Origin of the sequence: Denitratisoma sp., assembly GCA_032027165.1 — a bacterium.
GTDB lineage: Bacteria > Pseudomonadota > Gammaproteobacteria > Burkholderiales > Rhodocyclaceae > Desulfobacillus.
In genome coordinates this window covers 463,186-482,525 of sequence record JAVSMO010000001.1, presented here as the reverse complement: position 1 = coordinate 482,525, position 19,340 = coordinate 463,186, and the positions used below count along the sequence as shown (strand labels likewise).

Here is a 19,340-nt window from a genome sequence, read left to right as displayed (position 1 = left end):
AGAGTAGACTCCAATTTCAGGAAGACATCATTCAGCACCGTATGGCAATGGTTCAAGTGCAGCCGCACAAAAAAACATCGCTAAATATCCTGATCATCGAGGACTCGGAGGACGACGCCCTCCTGCTGGCCGGATGCTTCAAGCGCGCCGGCTACACGCTCCAGTTCAAGCGCGTGGATAACGCCAGTACCACTCGCCAAGCCATGCTTGCCAGGCAGTGGGATGCCATTCTTTCCGACCACAGCATGCCCGGCTTCAATGCGCTGGCAGCACTGGCGCTGATGCAGGAGCTGCATCTCGACCTGCCATTCATAATCGTCTCCGGCGTCATTGAAGAAGAAACCGCGATCGCCGCCATGCGTGCCGGGGCGCATGATTATTTGTCCAAGGACCGTCTTGACCGTCTCGTGCCCGCAGTCGAACGCGAGATGCGCGAGGCGAACAACCGCTCCGAGCGCCGCACCGCCCTGGAGACTGTCAAGGACAATGAGGCGCGCTTTCGGGCGCTGGTCTCCAATATCCCCGGAATGGCCTTCCAACTCTTGCGCCAGATGGATGGCGGATTCCGCTTTTTATATGTCAGCGAAGGCGCAGAAGCTCTGCTTGGCCGCACCCCGGGCGAGTTGGTTGCCGCACCCGAACCTTTCTTCGATGCCATCCATGCCGAGGATCGCCCTGCGTTCGAGGCGGCCCTGTCCTGCTCGGCGGAAGATCTTTCCCAGATGAACTGGGACGGCCGTATCCGCGGGGCTGACGGAACGGAAAAATGGATCAATTTGCGTGCCGCGCCACGACGCATCGCCAGCAGCGAAGTCCAATGGGAAGGCATCGCTTCCAACATTACCCAGAGCAAGCTGGCCGAAAACGAACTGCGGGAATCGCGAGCCCAACTGGCCGAACTTTCATCGCATCTGGAAGCCGCCAAGGAGGAGGAGCGCGAAAGGATCGCCCGGGACATCCACGACGAACTCGGCGGCACCCTGGTGGCAATCAAAATCGAGACCTCGCTGCTCTCGAGCAAACTGCCGACCGACCCCCTGCAACTGCGCAAGCGCGTGCGTGCCGTTGAAGGCCTCATCGACGAGGCCATCAGTACCGCGGGGCGCGTCGCACGCGAACTGCGACCCGGCATCCTCAAGGACTTTGGCTTGGCTGCGGCAATCGAATGCCAGGCAGACGACTTCTCGCAGCGGGTCGGACTCAATTGCGACACGACGGGAATCACCCATGAAGTCGACCCCGACGAAACGACCTCGCTGGCCCTGTTCCGCGTCTTTCAGGAAGCCCTCACCAATGTCGCGAAACACGCCCAGGCCACCTGGGTCGGGATCAGGCTTGGTACCGAAGGCGATGACCTGATGCTTGAAATCGCCGACAACGGTCGCGGCATCTCGGCCGAAGACATGAACAAGCCAAAATCGTTTGGCCTGCGAGGGATACGCGAGCGGATGCGGGGCCTGGGAGGATCGCTGGAACTGGCCAGGAATTCGCCCTCGGGCACCCGTGTCATACTGCGTGCGCCTTTCAGGCCAAGCGAAGCCATCCGCCCGGACGCAAACCAATGAACGAGAGCTCAAGTCCATGACAACGCAAATACGCATTCTCATTGCCGATGATCACGCCATCGTCCGCCATGGCTTGCGCCAGATCCTGTCCGACTCGGAAGACATGGTTGTTGCCGGCGAAGCCAAAAACGGTGTGCAGGCCTTGCAAATGGCCCGCCAGGGAAAATGGGACGTCGTCCTGATGGATGTTTCAATGCCCGACAAGAACGGCATCGATACCCTGAAACAACTCAAGAAGGAATACCCCAAGCTGCCGGTCCTCATGCTCAGCATGCATCCGGAGGAACAATACGCCATCCGCGCACTCAAGGCCGGCGCCTCCGGCTACCTCACCAAGCAAAGTGCCCCTGAACTATTGGTGACAGCCATCCGCCAGGTCGCTTGCGGCAAGAAGTACGTGAGCCCCTCGCTCGCCGAGGAACTTGCCAACGCCATCACGGAAGACACTGAACGTCCGCCACATGAAAAGCTCTCGGACCGGGAATACCAGACTCTGGTCATGATCGCTTCCGGCAAGACCCTCACCCAGATTGCGGAAGAACTCAAGCTCAGCGTCAAGACGGTCAGCGTCTATCGGGCACGTCTGCTCGAGAAAATGAAGTTGAAGAACAATGCCGAGTTGACCCATTACGGCCTCAAGCACGGCCTGGTCGAATAAGGTCCTTCCGGCCAGCCTTCAAGTCCGGCCTTCTTCTGCCGTTAGTTCACGGCGAAGGACATCCATTCATGGCCGACATTACCCAACCTTCTGAAATCGCACGTGAAGCCCTGAGGAGACTGGCGACTCGCCGGATTCCGCCGACGCCGGACAATTACCGCACTCTGTATCACGAGATAGCGGGAACAACGGAAGGCGAGGAGTTCCCGGAACGCGCCCTGAAAAACCTGTCCGGGCGGCTGCCCCGGGCGACGCCCGAACAGGTCCGCTTCGGGCAGCAGCTCGATAACGCCATAGCAGCCAAAGACTGGGCAACCCTGCATGCCGCCATGCTGGCCGTACTCAGGGAACTCGAGGCGGATCCGCTCGACTGGGCCGGTCTGATCGGGGAATTGCTCGCGCAAATAGAACGGCGCCATTCCGGCCTCACGCCGGCCAAGAAGCGGGAGGCCGTCAGCCATATCCTGGAATCCGCGGGCGCCGACCCAGGCAATCTGCACGAGCGCATGCACTCGTTGTTGCGATCCTGGTCGAGGTCGGGGCCCGGAACCGAGCCCTCCGCACTCACCGGAGAGATAGCGCCCACCCCTGATGCGGCGACGTCCGGGCGCGAACCAGGCGCCGTACTCCAGCCTGCCACCCCCGCCGAGTCGCGCCTGCCCAGCGCCGAACTGCGCGAGTTGATCGCCCAATTGGTGGAAAGCTCGACCAGCATGCTGCTGATCGACACGCCGGAACTGGCCGATGAAGCGACGGCCCTGGCGGCCAGCGTGCGGCAGGCCCGCGATGCCGCGACATTCGCCTTATTGGCCAAGCGGCTCAAGCAATTCAACTACCGCCTGCACTTCGTCGCCGAAGACCAGGCCGAACTCAAGGCTGCCCTCCAGAAGCTGCTCCAGCTCGTCATCGAGAACATCAGCGAACTGGTAGAGGACGACAAGTGGGTGCAGGGGCAAATCGGCATGGTGCTCGACCTCTTCGGCGAGCCGCTCAACATCCGCAGGCTGGACGATGTCGGCCAGCGCCTGAAGGAAGTCATCTACCGCCAGAGCGCCCTGAAGAAAAATCTCAACGAAGCCAAGGAGCGGCTGAAGGCCATGCTGGCCGGGTTCGTCGACCATCTGGCCACCTTCTCCGAATCGACCAGCGACTACCACGACAAGATCGAAAAGTGCGCCGAGAAAATCAGCGCCGCCAACGATCTGGCCGAACTGAACGACGTCATCGAGGAAGTGGTGCGCGAAACGCGCATCATTCAACTCAATGCGCAGCGTTCGCGCGACGAACTGAACGCCATGAAGGCGCGCGTCGACGAGGCCGAGCAGGAAGTCGCCCGGCTGCAGAACGAGCTTGCCGAGACCAGCGAAATGGTGCGCCACGACCAGCTTACCGGGGCCCTCAACCGCAAGGGGCTCGAGGAAACCCTGGACCGCGAGCTGGCCCGCGCCAAACGCCGGCAAATGCCGATATGCATATCCCTGCTGGATGTCGACAACTTCAAGCGGCTCAACGACACCTACGGCCACCAGACCGGCGACGATGCCCTGGTCCATCTTGCCCGCGTCATCCGCGAGACCATGCGGCCGCACGACACTCTGGCGCGCTACGGCGGCGAGGAGTTCCTCATCATCCTGCCGGATACCTCGCTTCCCGATGCCGTCTCCGCCCTGACGCGCCTGCAGCGCGAGCTGACCAAGCGCTTTTTCCTGCACAAGAACGAAAAGCTCCTCATCACCTTCAGCGCTGGCGTCACGGCCTTCCATGCCGACGAGCAACGCAACGATGCGATTGCCCGTGCCGACGCGGCGATGTACCAGGCCAAGAAGGCCGGCAAAAACCGCGTGGTTTCGGCCGACTGAAATCCGGAAACTGCAAAGAAAAACCGCCGGGGTTGCCGGCGGTTTTCCTGGGAGTCAGGGGACTTCTAAACCCTGCACGCATTTCAGCGTGTACAGGCATTATCGGCGCGGATTTAGAAAACCTGAAGAACTTTTTGCGGCCGGGGACAAATCCCCATCCAATCAATGCAATAGGCCGCGGCATTGGGAAATTCCCCTAAAGTTTTCCCGTCTCGAACCGATAAAGCTCTTGACGGCAACATCATCGCCATCCGGATCGGGAGTCAGGGGGCGTGAGGCTGTCAGAACCCTCTCATCACATAGGAGACAGATCATGCCTCAGATTATCAACACCAACATTGCGTCTCTGAATTCGCAGCGCAACCTCAATACCTCGCAAACCCAACTCGCCACCTCCCTCCAGCGCCTTTCCTCCGGCCTGCGCATCAACAGCGCCAAGGACGATGCCGCGGGCCTCGGAATTTCCGAGCGGATGACGACACAGATTCGCGGTCTCAACCAGGCTGCCCGCAATTCCAGCGACGGCATTTCCCTGGCGCAAACCGGTGAAGGCGCGCTGGCCGAAATCGCCAGCAACCTGCAGCGCGTTCGCGAACTGGCTGTGCAAGCAGCCAACGCCACCAACAGCGCCTCGGACCGGGCCGCTCTGGACCTGGAAGTGCAACAGCGCCTGGCAGAGGTCGACCGCGTTGCGGCTCAAACCTCGTTCAACGGCCAGAAGCTTCTCGACGGCAGTTTCGGAACGGCGACTTTCCAGGTTGGCGCCAACGTCGGCGAGACCATTTCCATCGGTCTTTCGACCAGCATGCGCACCACCGCCATCGGCAAAACCGCCGACTATGTGAACGGCTCAACGGCCTATAGCACAAGCCTGGCCCTTGGCCAGCAAGGCACGGGGGTCGATATTACCAACGCGCTGGCCTCCGGCGATCTTTCGATCACGGTCGGCTCGAACTCTGCCGTCGCCGTTGGCGCATCGGCCGACAACAGCTCGGGCGCAGGCAATGCGGGCCGGACGGCCAGCAGCGCCTACTCGAAGGTCAAGGCCATCAACGAGTCGAGCGTGCCCAACCTCACGGCGTCTGCCGACACCACGGTGGTGTTCGATTACACGACGCTGGTCAGCGGGGCGGCGGCGGACACCTACACCCTCAGCATCAACGGTACGAACATCTATAACGCGGCTGCGTCAACCACTATCGCCGGCGCCGACATGGCCATCGCGATCAACGCGAACTCCGCCGCCACTGGCGTGACGGCCACGTTCAGCAGCGGCAAGCTGACCTTGAACGCGGCGGATGGCCGCAATATCGTCGTATCCCAGACGGCCACCGATGCCGATACCAGCAGCACCCTGATTGGCGCCGGCCTCACCACGACATCCGCCGGCCTGAACAACTCTAGCAACGATGCCAAAACCGCCGCAACCGTGGCCAGCGGCACGGCAGTATCCAACACGTTTGGCGGCACGATCCGGCTGACCTCCACCGAATCGATTACCCTGTCCGGGAACAACGAGGCTTACATCGGCTATGCCGACGGCAGCTCGATGGCGCTCGGCGCCTCGGCGCTCAACTCGGTTTCCGTAACCTCGGTCGCCAACGCCAACGTCGCCATCACGCGCGCCGATGCCGCGCTGACCTCGATCACCAACCTGCGTTCGACCTTCGGCTCGATCCAGAACCGTTTCGAGTCCGTCATCTCCAGCCTGCAGGCCACGGCCGAGAACCTGACGGCGTCGCGCTCGCGGATTCAGGATGCCGATTTCGCGCAGGAAACAGCCAACCTCACCCGCGCCCAGATCCTGCAGCAGGCCGGCGTGGCGATGCTGGCGCAGGCCAATGCCCTGCCCCAGCAGGTGCTGACGCTGATCCGCGGTTAAGGCAGGCAGCAGCATGACGATACGCGGGCCGGCCCACAAGGCCGCCCGCGTCGTCGCAATGTTCAAGGAGTAGGAACATGGCGATACCCCAGATTTCAGGGATGGGCAACGTGCCCCAGTCCACCCAGCCCAAGCGCTCCGACCCTCCGGCCAAACCGGCGGCGGAAACCGCCTCAAGCCCGGCACGCGAACAGGTCCAGGAGGTTGCCAAACAGTTGCAGCGTGTCACCGAGCCGGTGGCACAGAATTTGCAGTTCATGGTCGACGGAGAAACGGGCAAGACCGTGATCCGCGTAGTCGATGGCGCCACGAAGGAAGTGATCCGGCAGATTCCCAACGAGGAAGTGCTGGCGATCGCCCGGGCGATGGATCGACTGCAGGGCCTGCTGCTCAAGGGCAAGGCCTGACGGAGATCAACTGACAGGGGACGGGAATGGCAATTTCATCACCAGGAATCGGCTCGGGGCTGGACGTCAATGGCCTCGTCAGCCAGCTCATGGCGCTGGAGCAACGTCCCTTCACCCTTCTCGCCACCAAGGAAGCGAAGTACCAGGCGCAGCTGTCCGCCTACGGCAGCCTGAAGGGGGCCCTTTCCTCCTTCCAGAGCGCCGTGGCGGCACTCGCCACGCCGGCAAAATTTACCGCCGTCAAGGCAAGCGTTGCCGACAGCACCGTGCTGACGGCAAGCGCTGCCAGCACGACCTCGCCCGGCAGCTATTCAATTCAAGTGCAGACGCTGGCCCAGGCGCAGAAGCTCAAGTCGGCCACTTTCGACGCCACCAGCGACACGGTCGGCACCGGCAGCCTGACCATCCAGTTCGGTACCTACAGCGGCGGCAGCTTCACGCTGAATCCGGAGAAATCCGCCAAGACCATCACCATCGGCAGCGAGAATGCCTCGCTGGCCGGTGTGCGCGACGCGATCAACGCCGCCGATGCCGGCGTGTCGGCAAGCATCATCAATGACGGCAGCGGCTACCGCCTCGTCATCGCCTCAGAAGATGCCGGCGTCGCCAATGCGCTGAAGGTCACCGTAGCGGACGATGACCTAAACAACACCGACGCGGCCGGATTGTCGCAACTGGTGTATGACGCAACCACCGGCGGCACGACGAACCTCTCGCAGACCGTGGCTGCGCAAAATGCCGCGGCGATCATCGACGGCATCGCCATCAGCAAGCCGACGAACACCTGGACCGACGCCATTGAGGGCGTCACCCTGAACCTGCTGAAGGAAGGGGGAACGACGACACTGAATGTGGCCAGGGACACCGCCGGCACGAAGGCTGCCGTCGAGTCCTTCGTGAAAGCCTTCAATGACCTGAACGCGACCCTGACCAACCTGTCGAAGTACGACGCCGCCAGCAAGCAGGCTTCCATCCTGACCGGCGACGCCACCGTCCGCTCGGTACAGAGCCAGTTGCGCGGTCTGTTCAACACCGCGCTGTCTAGCGCCGGCGGCGGCCTGACAACGCTTAGCGACATCGGCGTGACCTTCCAGACCGACGGCACGCTGAAGCTGGACTCGAGCAAGCTGACGGCCGCGCTGAACGACGGCACCAAGGACGTTGCCACGCTGTTCGCCGCCGTGGGCAAGCCGACTGACAGCCTGGTTTCCTTCGTGTCCTCGACAGCGGACACGAAGAACGGCAACTATGCCGTCAACGTCACGCAGCTGGCCACCCAGGGCAAGACCGTCGGACAGGGCAACGCCGCGCTGACCATCAACGCCGGCAGCAACGACGCCCTCAGCCTGACGGTGGATGGGGTTGCGGTCAGCGTGACCCTGAATGCCGGCACCTACCTGACGACCGCGGCGCTGGCGGCGGAAATCCAGTCGAAGATCAACGGCGCGAGCGCGCTCTCGTCGGCGGGCAGCAGCGTGGTCGTCACGGAGTCGGGCGGCAAGCTCACCGTGACGTCCAGCCGCTACGGCTCGGCTTCCACGGTCGCCGTCACCGGAGGCAATGCGGCCACCGACCTCTTCGGCAGCACGGTCGACACGGCCGGCGTGGATGTCGCCGGCAGCATCGGCGGCATTGCCGCCAGCGGATCGGGCCAGGCACTGACCGGCGCCGGCGACGCCACGGGCCTGAAGATCAGCATCACCGGCGGCGCCACCGGCGACCGCGGCACCATCGGTTTCGCCCGCGGCTATGCCGACCTGCTCGACAAGCTGGTCGGCCGCATGCTGGAAAACGACGGCCTGGTCGACGGCCGCATGGACGGCATCAACGCCTCGATCAAGGAACTCGGCACGCGGCGCGAGGCGCTGGCGGCCCGGTTGACCGTGATCGAAAAGCGCTACCGCGCCCAATTCACGGCACTCGACACCATGCTTGCCAGCATGACGCAGACCAGCAACTACCTGCAGCAGCAGTTGGCAAACCTGCCCAAGGCAGGCGGCTCAAGCGAATAACACGAGGAGACCCAGAAGATGTTTGCAGCGATGCATAACCCGAAGGCGGCTTACGCCAAGGCGGGGATCGAAACCGGCGTCGAGACCGCCGACCCGCACAAGCTCATCCTCATGCTCTTCGAGGGCGCCATGCTGGCCGTGTCCTCCGCCTCCCTCCACATGAAGCGCAAGGGCGGCGCCGACGACGTGGCGCGCAAGGGCGAGGCCATCTCCAAGGCCATCAACATCATCACCAACGGACTGAAGGCGAGCCTCGACCAGGACGCCGGCGGCGAACTGGCCGGAAAACTTGGCGCGCTCTATGATTACATGAGCGCCCGGCTGCTCTACGCCAATATGCACGACCAGCCGGCCATCCTCGACGAGATCAGCCACCTGCTCGCCGAGCTGAAGGGCGCCTGGGAACAGATCGGAAACAAGCCATGAACACGCTTGCCCTGTACGAATCGATGAGCGCGATTTCCGCGCAAATGGTCGAGGCGGCCGCCGCCTGCGACTGGGACCGGCTGACGGCGCTGGAAAAGGATTGCGCCGGCCTGGCCCGCCACCTCGAGGCGGATGGCGAACCGATCCGGCTCTCCGCGTCGGAGAGAACGCGCAAGCTGGCGCTCATCCACCGCATCCTGGCCGACGACGCCGAGGTGCGGCGCCATACGGAACCCTGGATGGAGCAGGTCAAGCAGTTCCTCGGCGGCGGCGCGCGCGAACGCTCCATTCGTCGGGCTTACGGCGCCCACGCCGGCCAATAGCCGCCTTGCCCCGGGATGACCCTGGCGGAGGGGAAACGTCATGATTCCCACCGATCTTGCCGCACGCCTGCGAATCCTGACGGAATCCCTCGTCAACCCGGTCTCGCCGGTACGCGAGATTTCCGCCGACCTGCCGGAGCTGCCGGTAGGGCAGCGCTTCACCGCCCGCATTGAAAGCGCCCTCCCCGACGGCACCTTCCGCGCCCTCGTCGCCGGGCACAACCTGACGCTGGCGCTGCCGCAATCGGCCAAGCCGGGCGACACGCTGGAACTGGTCGTCACGGCCCGCACGCCGCAGCTGATTCTCGCCGAGGGGGCGGAGGCCGCTTCCGCTGAACACGCTGCCTCTCCCACGCTATCGCGCGCCGGACAACTCATCAGCGCGCTCCTCGCCGGAGAGGATCGCGCTCCCCAGCCGGCAACCATCGCCCGTGCCGCGCCCCTGCTGTCCGAGCCGCCCCTGCAGGCCGCCCAGCTCGTGCCGGCATTGCAGCAGGCCATCGTCGAAAGCGGGCTCTTCTACGAAGCCCACCAGGCGCAATGGATCGCCGGACGCTATCCGGCCGCAGCGCTGGCGCGCGAGCCGCAGGCACGCCATGCCGTCACGCCGCGCGCCTCGAATGCCGCGCCACCCCCGGCAGCGGCGGAAGCGGCCACGGCCGCCGAGACCCTGCCGGATGCCACGCCCGCAAGCGGACGCGGGCCCGCCTCAAGTGCGCCGGTCCTGCCTGCCGAATTGCAGGCGCTCGTCCAGCAGCAACTCGATGCCGCCGCCACGCAGCACATCATCTGGCGCGGCGATATCTGGCCGGGGCAGGGCCTGCGGTGGGAAATAGCGGCGGAGGAGCGGCAGCACGACGAGTCCGGCGAAGCCCCCGCCGAGCAATGGGCGACGAAGCTCGGCCTCACCCTCCCCCGGCTGGGCGAAGTCAATGTCGCACTCACCCTGACGCAGGGAAAAGTCAGTCTCGCCATGACGGCGAATGCGGATAGCGCCGACGCGCTGCGGCGCGGCCTGGGGGATCTGGCCGCCGCTTTCGCGGCCGCCGGATTGCCGCCGCTCGCCGCGGGGGTAAATACGCATGAACCCGCGTGAACCCCGGCAGGAGGCAGTGGCCCTGGCCTACTCCGCGGCGGACAGCGCGCCGCGGGTCGTCGCCAAGGGACGCGGCCTGATTGCCGAGGAAATCATCGCGCGGGCGCGCGAGCACGGCATCTTCGTGCATGAATCGCCCGAGATGGTGGCGCTGCTCATGCAGGTCGACCTCGATGCCCGCATCCCGCCGCAGCTCTACGTTGCCGTGGCGGAACTGCTGGCCTGGCTCTACCGACTGGAGCACGGCCTCGAGCCGTCCCTGGCCGCACAATAATGTAAACTCGCGGCATGAGCGATACGAAACAGAACGAGAACGATCTGCAGGACAGCCCGCCGCTCCGCTTCGAGCTGATGCAGGCCGACGACTACAGCAAGTACCTGCTGCGATCGAAGAAGGAAATCGTCTTCATCCTGCGCGCCATGCGCGACAAGGGCGCCCTCATCACCGTCTATTTCAACCAAGGCAACGACTTCCTGCTCACCACCCTGCTCTCCGTCTCGGCGGAGGGCGGCACGATGCTGCTCGACCCGGGCAGCAACGCCGAGATGAACCGCAAGGCGCTGGCCAGCGACAAGCTGATCTTCATCGCCACGCACGACAAGGTGAAGATCCAGTTCAACGTCAAGCACCTCGCCAAGGCGGAATACGAGGGCCGGGAGGCCTTCCGCGCCGCGATTCCGGAGGAACTGCTGCGCCTGCAGCGCCGCGAGTTCTACCGCCTGACCGCGCCGATCGCCCACCCCATCCGCTGCGTCATCCCCGTCAAGATGGCCGACGGCAGCAAGACGACCGTCGAGACGACGGTGATCGACATCAGCGGCGGCGGCCTGGGCGTCATGGCGCCGCCGGAGGGGCTGGAATTCGAAACGGACCACCTGTTCGAAAACTGCCGCATCGAGCTGCCCGACGTCGGCACGGTGCTGGCCACCCTGCGCGTGCGCAACGTCTTCGAGTTCACCCTGCGCAGCGGCGTGAAGACCAAGCGGGCCGGCTGCCAGTTCGTCGACCTGCCCGGCCAGATGCTGACGCTGATCCAGCGCTACATCATCCGCGTCGAGCGCGAACGCAAGGCCAGGGAAACCGGCATGATGTGACCGCCCGGCGGAGGGAAGGCAAAAGCGGCGCCCAGGCGCCGCTTTGCGTTTGTGGCGCGCAGGCCGCTTACACCTGCATGTTCATGATGTCGTGGTAGGCGGAGACCAGGCGGTTGCGCACCTGCACCATCTGCTGGAAAGACAGATTGGCCTTTTGCAGGGACATCATGACGTCCTGCAGGCTGGCATTGCCGGTGCCGGCCGAAAAGTCCTGCGCCAGCTTCTGCGCATCCATCTGGGCCTGGCTCACCTGGTCCAGCGTGCTCTTCAGGATCTGGCCGAAATCCGCTGCGCCGGCCTCGCCGGCCTGTTTCGGCTGCAGGGCCTTGCCGGAGGCGAGCTGCGCCGTCGCGCGCAGCTCGGAGAGCATCTGGTCTATGCCGCGTGTGTCCATTTCAAAACTCCTTAGGCTTCCGGCCTTTCTACAGCAATCCGCATGCCAGCATGGAGACCGTCAGATGGCGCCAGCGGTGCGGTACTGCTGCAGCTTGTAGCGCAGGGTGCGCTCGGAAATGCCGAGCAGTTCGACCGCCCGCTTGCGCGAGCCATTCACTGCGGCCAGGGTCTCCAGGATGTGCTGGCGCTCCAGGTCGCGCATGTTGGAAGGCGCCGCCTGGGGACGCTCGACCGGGCGGATTTCCTCTATTGCGGCAGGCCATTGCGGCTGCTCCGCGGGCGCCGCGAACTGCAGGGAAAGCTGCAGATGTTCCGCCGCGACCGTGTCGCCGCCAGCCAGGATCAGAGCCCGCTGCACGGCGTTTTCCAGCTCGCGCACGTTGCCCGGCCAGGCATGGGCCGCCAGCAGCGCCTCGGCGTCGGCGGCAAACCTTGCCGCCGGATTGCCGTGCAGGCCGGCAAAGTGCCGCGCCAGCGGCACGATGTCCGCCGGCCGCTCGCGCAGCGCGGGAATCTGCAGGGGGAAGACGTTGAGGCGGTAGTAGAGGTCCTCGCGGAAGCGGCCGGCGGCCACTTCCTTGGCCATGTCGCGGTTGCTGGTGGCGAGCACGCGGATGTCGAGGGGGATCGGCTTCTTGCCGCCGACGCGCTCCACTTCGCGCTCCTGCAGCACGCGCAGCAGCTTGGCCTGCAGCGCCAGCGGCATTTCCGAAATCTCGTCGAGCAGCAGCGTGCCGCCCTGGGCCTGCTCGAACTTGCCGGCCTGCGCCGCCTGGGCGCCGGTGAACGAGCCCTTCTCGTGGCCGAACAGCGTGGCCTCCAGCAGGTTCTCCGGAATCGCCGCGCAGTTGATGGCGACGAAAGGCGCGCCGTGCCGCGGGGACTGACTATGGATGTGGCGGGCAAAGACTTCCTTGCCGGTGCCGGACTCGCCGGTGAGCAGCACGGTGGCCTCGGTCTTCGCCACGCGCGCGGCGAGCGCCAGCAGGTTGCGCGTGCGCGGATCGGCGGCGATGACGCCCTCCGCCTGCGCGGGCTGCGCCGCATGGCGGGCGACATGCTCGAGCAGCACCTTCGGCTCGAAGGGCTTGAGCAGGAAGTCGCAGGCGCCGGCGCGCATCGCCGAGACCGCCTTGTCCACGTCGCCGAAGGCCGTCATCAGCAGCACCGGCAGGTGGGGTTCGCGTCCGCGGATGGCCTTCAGCAACTCGATGCCGTCCATCGGCTGCATGCGCAGATCGCTCACCACCAGGTTGAACGCCTCGCGCTCGAGCAGGCGCAAGGCCGCCGGACCGTCGGCCGCACCCATCACATGGTGGCCGGCGCATTCCAGCGTCAGGCACAGGGCGTCGCGCAGTTGCAGGTCGTCCTCGACGACCAGGATGTTCAGTGGCTCAGGCATGATGCTCTCCGTTCCATCGGTTGCAGTTGTTCGGTGGCGCCGGCCGGGTTTGCAACCACCGCCGGCAAAGTCAGTCTGAACAGGGCGCCGGCGCCCGGGGCGGACTCGACCTCGATGCCGCCGCCGTGGGCGCGCGCGACGCCGCGGGCGATCGCGAGACCGAGACCGGTGCCTTCGGCGCGCGTCGTGAAGAAGGGTTCGAACAGGCGCGCCTGGGTCGCCGCATCCATGCCGCGGCCGTTGTCGCGCACGCGGATGCATACCGTCCCGTCGGCCAGCCCGGCGGCCAGCTCGATGCGACCGCCTGAAGCGCAGGCATCGAGGGCGTTTTCCATCAGGTTCACCAGCGCGCCGGACAGCGCCTTGCGGTTGCCGCTGACGGCGGCATCGGCGCTGTCGTCGGCGACGACGAAGGCCACCTCGCGGCGGCGCGCCAGCGGCTCGAACACCTGCACCGCCTCGGCCATCAGCTCGGACACCGGGATCGATTCGCCGCCGCTCGCCTCGCCGCGGGCGAAGGTCAGCATGTCGCGGATCAGGCGCTCCAGGTACTGCAGGCGCTCGACCACGCGGCTGCCGCAGCGCGTGCGTTCCGTCTCGGGCAGTCGCGGGTTCTCCAGCGCGCCGGCGTAGAGCAGCGCCGCCGCCAGCGGCGTGCGCAGCTGGTGGGCGAGTCCGGCCGCCATCTCGCCCATCGCCGCCAGCCGCTCGTTGCGCGCCGCCAGCGTCTTCATGCGATGCGCCTCGGTGACGTCGTGGATCAGCACGATGCGTCCGCCGCTCGCCGCCAGCCGGGTTTCGGTGACGGCAATGCGGCGATCCCGCAGGCGCGGCATTTCCCATTCGCCCGGCGTCGTCGTCGACACCAGGCAGGAAGAGGCGAACTCCTCCCAGATGCGGCCCTCGATGTCGGCGCCGAGGATGCCGGCGGCGGCGGGATTCACCTGCTCGACGCGGCCGAAGGCATCCAGCACGGCCACGCCGGCCGGCAGGGCGTCGAGCAGCAGGGCCAGGCGCTCGTTGAGCGCCGTCTTTTCCGCGTATTCGCGCTTCAGGCGGCCATTGGCCAGCGCCAGTTCCGCCGTCAGGCCGGCCACCTGTTCCTGCAGGCTGGTATACGCGCCGGCAAGATCTTCCGAGGCCTGGCTGAACAGGCGAAAGGCTTCCGCCAGGCGGCCGGCCTCGATCCGCTGCGGGTTTTCCTGCTGCTTTTCCGTCTGGCTGTCCATGCGCTCGCCCCTATTGGGATGGCCGCAGATTACGCCCGCTTCAAACCGGCCAAGCCGGCAAATAGGAGGCAAAAATTGCCGCTTATCTCCAGAACGCTTCTTGCATGGCATGGGCAGAATGCCGCCAGATGCCCGGGACCCGATCCGGGAAAACCGAACGAACGGTGGGTATATATGGCCGATACGCAATTCTCGCTTGCCGCCTTCATGCGGCTGCCCATGCAGCAGAAGCTGCTGACCATCATCGCCCTGTCGATGGTGACGGCGATCGTGGTCGCCGGGTGGACCTGGACGCGCACCCCGACCTTCGCCGTGCTGTTCACGAACATTTCGGAGCGCGACGGCGGCAACATCATTGCCGCGCTGCAGCAGATGAACGTGCCCTTCAGGTTCTCCGAATCCGGCGGCGCCATCCTGGTGCCGCAGCAGCAGGTGCACGAGCTGCGCATGCGGCTCGCCTCGCAGGGCCTGCCCAAGGGCGGCCTGGTCGGCTTCGAACTGATGGAGAACCAGAAGCTCGGCATGTCGCAGTTCATCGAGCAGATCAACTTCCAGCGCGCCCTCGAAGGCGAGCTGTCGCGCTCCATCCAGTCGCTCGCCGCGGTGGCGGGCGCACGCGTGCACCTCGCCATCCCCAAGCAGACCGGCTTCATGCGCGACGACCAGAAGCCCTCCGCCTCCGTCGTGCTCAACATCCATCCCGGCCGCAACCTCGATCCGAACCAGGTGGCCGGCATCGCCCACATGGTCGCCTCCAGCGTGCCGCACCTGCCTGCCGCCAACGTCAGCGTGATCGACCAGAACGGCAACCTGCTCTCTTCCGAAAAGGCCAACGGGCGCAGCGCCGGCCTCGATGCGACGCAGCTGAAATACGTGCAGGAAATCGAGTCGAGCTACGTCCGCCGCATCGAGACCATCCTCGCGCCACTGGTCGGGCCCGGCAACTTCCGCGCCCAGGTCACCGCCGACGTCGACTTCTCGCAATCGGAACAGGTCGCCGAGATCTACAAGCCCAACCCGCCCGCCGAGGCCTCGATCCGCAGCCAGCAGGTGAGCGAGGATGCCAGCGGCAGGCCGGCGGCCGCCGGCGTGCCCGGCGCCCTTTCCAACCAGCCGCCGGTGCCGGCCACGGCCCCGCTCACCGCGCCGCCCGCCCCCGGCACGCCGGGTGCGACTGCCGGCGCAACCGCCCCGGCAGGCGCCGCCGCGACGACGAGTTCGGCCGCCGTCCTCGCCGCGCAGGGACGCCGCGACGCCACCACCAACTACGAGCTCGACAAGACCATCCGCCACGTGCGCCAGCCGGTCGGCGCCATCAAGCGCCTGTCCGTGGCCGTCGTGGTGAATCATCGCAAGGAAACCGACAAGGACGGCAAGGCCAGTTTCAAGCCGCTCGCCGCCAAGGAAATGGCGCAGATCAACGACCTCGTCAAGGAGGCCATGGGCTACAGCAAGGACCGGGGCGACACGCTGAACGTGCAGAACAGCCCCTTCGCCGCCGGCGAAAAGGCGGATGCGCCGGAAACGCCGATCTGGAAGAACCCGACCGTCATCGGCTGGGCGCTGGAAGGGCTGAAATACCTGGTCTTCGCCGGGCTGGCCGGTTACCTGTTCTTCGGCGTGGTGATGCCCTTCCTGCGCAGGCTGATGGCCCGCGCCGCGCAGATCCCGACCATCCAGGAAGAGGCCGCCTACGCCACGCCCGGCGTCATCGGCTACGACCAGAAGGTTCAGGCCGCGCGCGACCTGGCCCGCCAGGAACCGAAGGCGGTGGCGACGGTGATCAAGGACTGGGTCGGCGGCAACCAGCCCGCCGGCAAGGTCCAGTAAGAGGGACTCGACGTCATGGCCAACGAAGACGGCATCACCAAGAGCGCCATGCTGCTGCTCACCCTCGGCGAGGACGAGGCGGCGGAAGTGCTCAAGCATCTCGGTCCGCGCGAAGTGCAGAAGCTGGGCGCGGCCATGGCGGCCCTCAAGTCCGTGCCGCGCGACAAGGTCGAAGAGGTGGTCGACTCGTTCTACGAGGAGACCCAGCGCGGCGCCCCGGTCACGGCCGACGAGGAATACATCCGCGGCATGCTGACCAAGGCACTGGGCGACGACCGCGCCGCCAACCTGATCTCGCGCATCCTGCAGGGCGGCGACACGGCCGGCATCGAGAGCCTGAAATGGATGGACGCCCCCACGGTCGCCGAGCTGATCAAGAACGAACATCCGCAGATCATCGCCACCATCATGGTGCACCTCGAGTTCGACCATGCCGGCGATATCCTCAAGCATTTCACCGACCGGCTGAGGAACGACGTCCTGCTGCGCATCGCCACGCTCGACGGCGTGCAGCCGACCGCGCTGCAGGAACTCAACGACGCCCTCACCCGCATCCTGTCGGGGTCGGCCAACATCAAGAAGACGGCGATGGGCGGCGTGCGCACCGCGGCGGAAATCCTCAACTTCGTCGGCACGGCGCACGAGACGGCGATCATCGACAATGTGCGCGAATACGATCCGGACCTGGCGCAGAAGATCATCGACGAGATGTTCGTCTTCGAGAACCTGATCGACGTCGAGGACCGCGGCATCCAGCTCCTGCTGCGCGAAGTCCAGTCGGAGTCGCTGATCCTCGCCCTCAAGGGCGCCAACGACGCCATGCGCGAGAAGGTCTTCAAGAACATGTCGCAGCGCGCCGCCGAGATGCTGCGCGAGGACCTCGAGTCGAAGGGCCCGGTGCGCCTGTCCGAAGTCGAGCGCGAACAGAAGGAAATCCTCAAGATCGCCCGCCGCCTCGCCGACGAAGGCCAGATCCAGCTCGGCGGCAAGGGCGAGGACGAATATGTTTAAGTTCCAAGTTGGCAGTGGGCAGTGGGCAGCTGTCAGGAATCCAGTCTGACAACTGCCAACTGCAAACTGCCCACTGAATACTCACATGAGCGCCATCATCCACAAGGAAAACCTCACGGCCTGGCAACGCTGGGAGCTTGGCAGCTTCGACCAGAAGAAGGCCGCCCCCGCCGCCCCGCAGAAAAGGGGGGGCGCGGCAAGCCAGCTGCCCACCGCCGAGGACATCGAGCGCATCCACCGCGATGCCCACAAGCAGGGCTACGACGCCGGCTACGAAGAGGGCACGGCGCGCGCACGCATGGAAGCCCTGCGCCTGCACACGCTGGTCGAGCAGCTGGAGGCCGCGCTCGGCGAATTCGACCAGCAGGTCGCCGAGGAACTGCTCGGCCTCTCGCTCGAGGTCGCGCGCCAGGTGCTGCGCCAGGCGGTTGCCGTCCGTCCGACCGTGATCCTCGACGTCGTGCGCGATGCGCTGGCGCAACTGCCTCACCAGCATGCCGCCCTCTACTTGCATCCGGAGGATGCCTCGCTGGTGCGTTCCTATCTCGGCGACCAGCTCGCCCATCTCGGCCACCGCATCCTCGAGGAGCCCGGCATCGCCCGCGGCGGACTGCGCATGGAAGCGGGCGGCAGCCACCTCGATGCCGGCGTGGAGACGCGCTGGCGGCGGGTGATCGAAGGCATCGGCGCCACGGGCGAGTGGGTGGAGCCCGCGCCCGAATGAACCCCCATCGGGAAAAGTGGGGCGGCTTCCTCAGGAATTGCCGCAACCTGGCCGGCAACGCCAGCCCCTTCCAGATCAGCGGCCGGCTCACCCGCATCAACGGCCTCGTCATGGAGGCGGCCGGCCTCAAGCTCCCGCTCGGCTCCGGCTGCCACATCTCGCTGCCGGGCGGCGCGGCGGTGGAAGCCGAGGTGGTCGGCTTCTCCGGCGAGAAACTGTTCATGATGCCGACCGACGACGTCTACGGCCTGGCGCCGGGCGCCCACGTGGTGCCGCTGGAGAGCCGCCAGGAACTGCCGGCGGTCGCCGACGGGGCGCGGCCGAACCGGCGCCTGTCCGACCGCGCCAAGCACCTGCCGGTGGGCGACGAACTGCTGGGACGCGTGCTCGACGGCGCCGGACGGCCGCTCGACGGCCTCGGGCCGCTCAATACCCGGCACACGCGCTCGCTGCAAAGCCGCCCCTTCAATCCGCTGCAGCGCGCCCCCATCGAAAGCTCGCTCGACGTCGGCATCCGCGCCATCAACTCGATGCTCACCGTCGGCCGCGGCCAGCGCCTCGGCCTGTTCGCCGGCTCCGGCGTCGGCAAGAGCGTGCTGCTCGGCATGATGGCGCGCTTCACCGCCGCCGAGGTGATCGTCGTCGGCCTGATCGGCGAGCGCGGTCGCGAAGTGAAGGAATTCATCGAGAACATCCTCGGCCCCGACGGCCGCAAGCGCTCCGTGGTGGTCGCCGCCCCGGCCGACACCAGCCCGCTGATGCGCCTGCAGGGGGCCGCCTACGCCACCACCATCGCCGAACATTTCCGCGACCAGGGCCGCCACGTCCTGCTCATCATGGATTCGCTGACGCGCTACGCCATGGCGCAGCGCGAGATCGCGCTGGCCATCGGCGAGCCGCCGGTGACGCGCGGCTATCCGCCCTCCGTCTTCGCGCGCCTGCCGCAGCTCGTCGAGCGCGCCGGCAACGGCCCGGAAGGCGGCGGCTCGATCACCGCCTTCTACACCGTGCTCGCCGAGGGCGACGACCAGCAGGACCCGATCGCCGATTCCGCGCGCGCCATCCTCGACGGCCATTTCGTCCTCTCGCGCCACCTCGCCGAGCAGGGCCACTACCCGGCCATCGACATCGAGGCCTCGATCTCCCGCGCCATGACCGGCCTGATCAAGCCGCTGCACCTGGACGTGGTGCGGCGCTTCAAGCATCTCTACTCGCGCTACCAGCGCTCGCGCGACCTCATCTCCGTCGGCGCCTATGCCGCCGGCTCCGATCCCGCCCTGGACCAGGCCATCGCCATGCAGCCGGCCTTCGAGGCCTTCCTGCAGCAGGGGATGAACGAGCGGGAGAACTACCAGGACGCCGTCCTCAAGCTGCATCGCCTGTTCGGCCTTGAGCCGTGAATTCCTGCCTTGCCTGCGCCGCTAA

Annotated in this window: 18 protein-coding genes; 15 read left to right on the top strand and 3 right to left on the bottom strand. The window is 65.9% G+C overall.

Annotated features, from left to right (window positions below):
• The first annotated feature begins 47 nt into the window (after window positions 1-47).
• From ROZ00_02370 to ROZ00_02320, 11 genes are all read left to right on the top strand, one after another.
• Window positions 48-1,565: a histidine kinase gene (locus tag ROZ00_02370; protein MDT3735058.1), complete on the top strand. Its 1,518-nt coding sequence runs from the start codon at window positions 48-50 to the stop codon at window positions 1,563-1,565.
• A 16-nt stretch (window positions 1,566-1,581) separates the two neighbouring features.
• The gene (locus tag ROZ00_02365) at window positions 1,582-2,223 is read left to right on the top strand and encodes a response regulator transcription factor (GenBank protein MDT3735057.1); all 642 of its coding nucleotides are present in this window, start codon (window positions 1,582-1,584) and stop codon (window positions 2,221-2,223) included.
• Window positions 2,224-2,291: 68 nt separating this feature from the next.
• Window positions 2,292-4,082: a diguanylate cyclase gene (locus tag ROZ00_02360; GenBank protein ID MDT3735056.1), complete on the top strand. Its 1,791-nt coding sequence runs from the start codon at window positions 2,292-2,294 to the stop codon at window positions 4,080-4,082.
• 313 nt (window positions 4,083-4,395) lie between these two features.
• Window positions 4,396-5,964 carry a flagellin gene (locus ROZ00_02355; protein ID MDT3735055.1) on the top strand — a complete coding sequence of 523 codons (1,569 nt, stop codon included), beginning with the start codon at window positions 4,396-4,398 and terminating at the stop codon, window positions 5,962-5,964.
• Between the two features lie 77 nt (window positions 5,965-6,041).
• Window positions 6,042-6,371 (top strand): flagellar protein FlaG, encoded by a 330-nt coding sequence (locus ROZ00_02350; protein ID MDT3735054.1) that lies wholly within the window; start codon window positions 6,042-6,044, stop codon window positions 6,369-6,371.
• A 26-nt stretch (window positions 6,372-6,397) separates the two neighbouring features.
• Entirely contained in the window at window positions 6,398-8,383 is a 1,986-nt protein-coding gene (gene fliD, locus ROZ00_02345; GenBank protein MDT3735053.1) for a flagellar filament capping protein FliD, read from the top strand.
• 18 nt (window positions 8,384-8,401) lie between these two features.
• Window positions 8,402-8,809: a flagellar export chaperone FliS gene (fliS, locus tag ROZ00_02340; protein ID MDT3735052.1), complete on the top strand. Its 408-nt coding sequence runs from the start codon at window positions 8,402-8,404 to the stop codon at window positions 8,807-8,809.
• Complete coding sequence (locus ROZ00_02335; GenBank protein ID MDT3735051.1) at window positions 8,806-9,132, top strand: flagellar protein FliT; 327 nt, start codon at window positions 8,806-8,808, stop codon at window positions 9,130-9,132. Before fliS ends, ROZ00_02335 begins: the two co-directional genes overlap by 4 nt.
• 40 nt (window positions 9,133-9,172) lie before the next feature.
• Window positions 9,173-10,228, top strand: coding sequence for a flagellar hook-length control protein FliK (locus ROZ00_02330; GenBank protein ID MDT3735050.1), 1,056 nt, complete (start codon window positions 9,173-9,175; stop codon window positions 10,226-10,228).
• Window positions 10,215-10,502 (top strand): EscU/YscU/HrcU family type III secretion system export apparatus switch protein, encoded by a 288-nt coding sequence (locus ROZ00_02325; protein MDT3735049.1) that lies wholly within the window; start codon window positions 10,215-10,217, stop codon window positions 10,500-10,502. The genes ROZ00_02330 and ROZ00_02325 overlap by 14 nt, the downstream gene beginning before the upstream one ends.
• A 14-nt stretch (window positions 10,503-10,516) precedes the next feature.
• A complete protein-coding gene (locus ROZ00_02320) occupies window positions 10,517-11,323 on the top strand; it encodes a flagellar brake protein (protein ID MDT3735048.1) in 807 nt (268 codons plus the stop codon).
• 67 nt (window positions 11,324-11,390) lie between these two features.
• Here the strand turns inward: ROZ00_02320 and fliE are convergent, their stop codons facing one another.
• The 3 genes from fliE to ROZ00_02305 are packed head-to-tail and all read right to left on the bottom strand — an operon-like array spanning window position 11,391 to window position 14,350.
• Window positions 11,391-11,717, bottom strand: coding sequence for a flagellar hook-basal body complex protein FliE (gene fliE / locus ROZ00_02315; protein ID MDT3735047.1), 327 nt, complete (start codon window positions 11,715-11,717; stop codon window positions 11,391-11,393).
• A gap of 60 nt (window positions 11,718-11,777) precedes the next feature.
• A complete protein-coding gene (locus ROZ00_02310; protein ID MDT3735046.1) occupies window positions 11,778-13,121 on the bottom strand; it encodes a sigma-54 dependent transcriptional regulator in 1,344 nt (447 codons plus the stop codon).
• The gene (locus tag ROZ00_02305) at window positions 13,106-14,350 is read right to left on the bottom strand and encodes an ATP-binding protein (protein ID MDT3735045.1); all 1,245 of its coding nucleotides are present in this window, start codon (window positions 14,348-14,350) and stop codon (window positions 13,106-13,108) included. Before ROZ00_02305 ends, ROZ00_02310 begins: the two co-directional genes overlap by 16 nt.
• A gap of 174 nt (window positions 14,351-14,524) precedes the next feature.
• On the opposite strand from ROZ00_02305, the gene fliF reads away from it, so the two are divergent.
• From fliF to fliI, 4 genes are all read left to right on the top strand, one after another.
• The gene (fliF, locus tag ROZ00_02300) at window positions 14,525-16,180 is read left to right on the top strand and encodes a flagellar basal-body MS-ring/collar protein FliF (GenBank protein ID MDT3735044.1); all 1,656 of its coding nucleotides are present in this window, start codon (window positions 14,525-14,527) and stop codon (window positions 16,178-16,180) included.
• A 15-nt stretch (window positions 16,181-16,195) separates the two neighbouring features.
• On the top strand, window positions 16,196-17,191 hold the full coding sequence (gene fliG / locus ROZ00_02295; GenBank protein ID MDT3735043.1) for a flagellar motor switch protein FliG: 996 nt from the start codon (window positions 16,196-16,198) through the stop codon (window positions 17,189-17,191).
• 85 nt (window positions 17,192-17,276) lie between these two features.
• Window positions 17,277-17,915: a flagellar assembly protein FliH gene (locus tag ROZ00_02290; protein MDT3735042.1), complete on the top strand. Its 639-nt coding sequence runs from the start codon at window positions 17,277-17,279 to the stop codon at window positions 17,913-17,915.
• Entirely contained in the window at window positions 17,912-19,315 is a 1,404-nt protein-coding gene (gene fliI / locus ROZ00_02285) for a flagellar protein export ATPase FliI (GenBank protein MDT3735041.1), read from the top strand. Before ROZ00_02290 ends, fliI begins: the two co-directional genes overlap by 4 nt.
• Window positions 19,316-19,340: the final 25 nt, after the last annotated feature.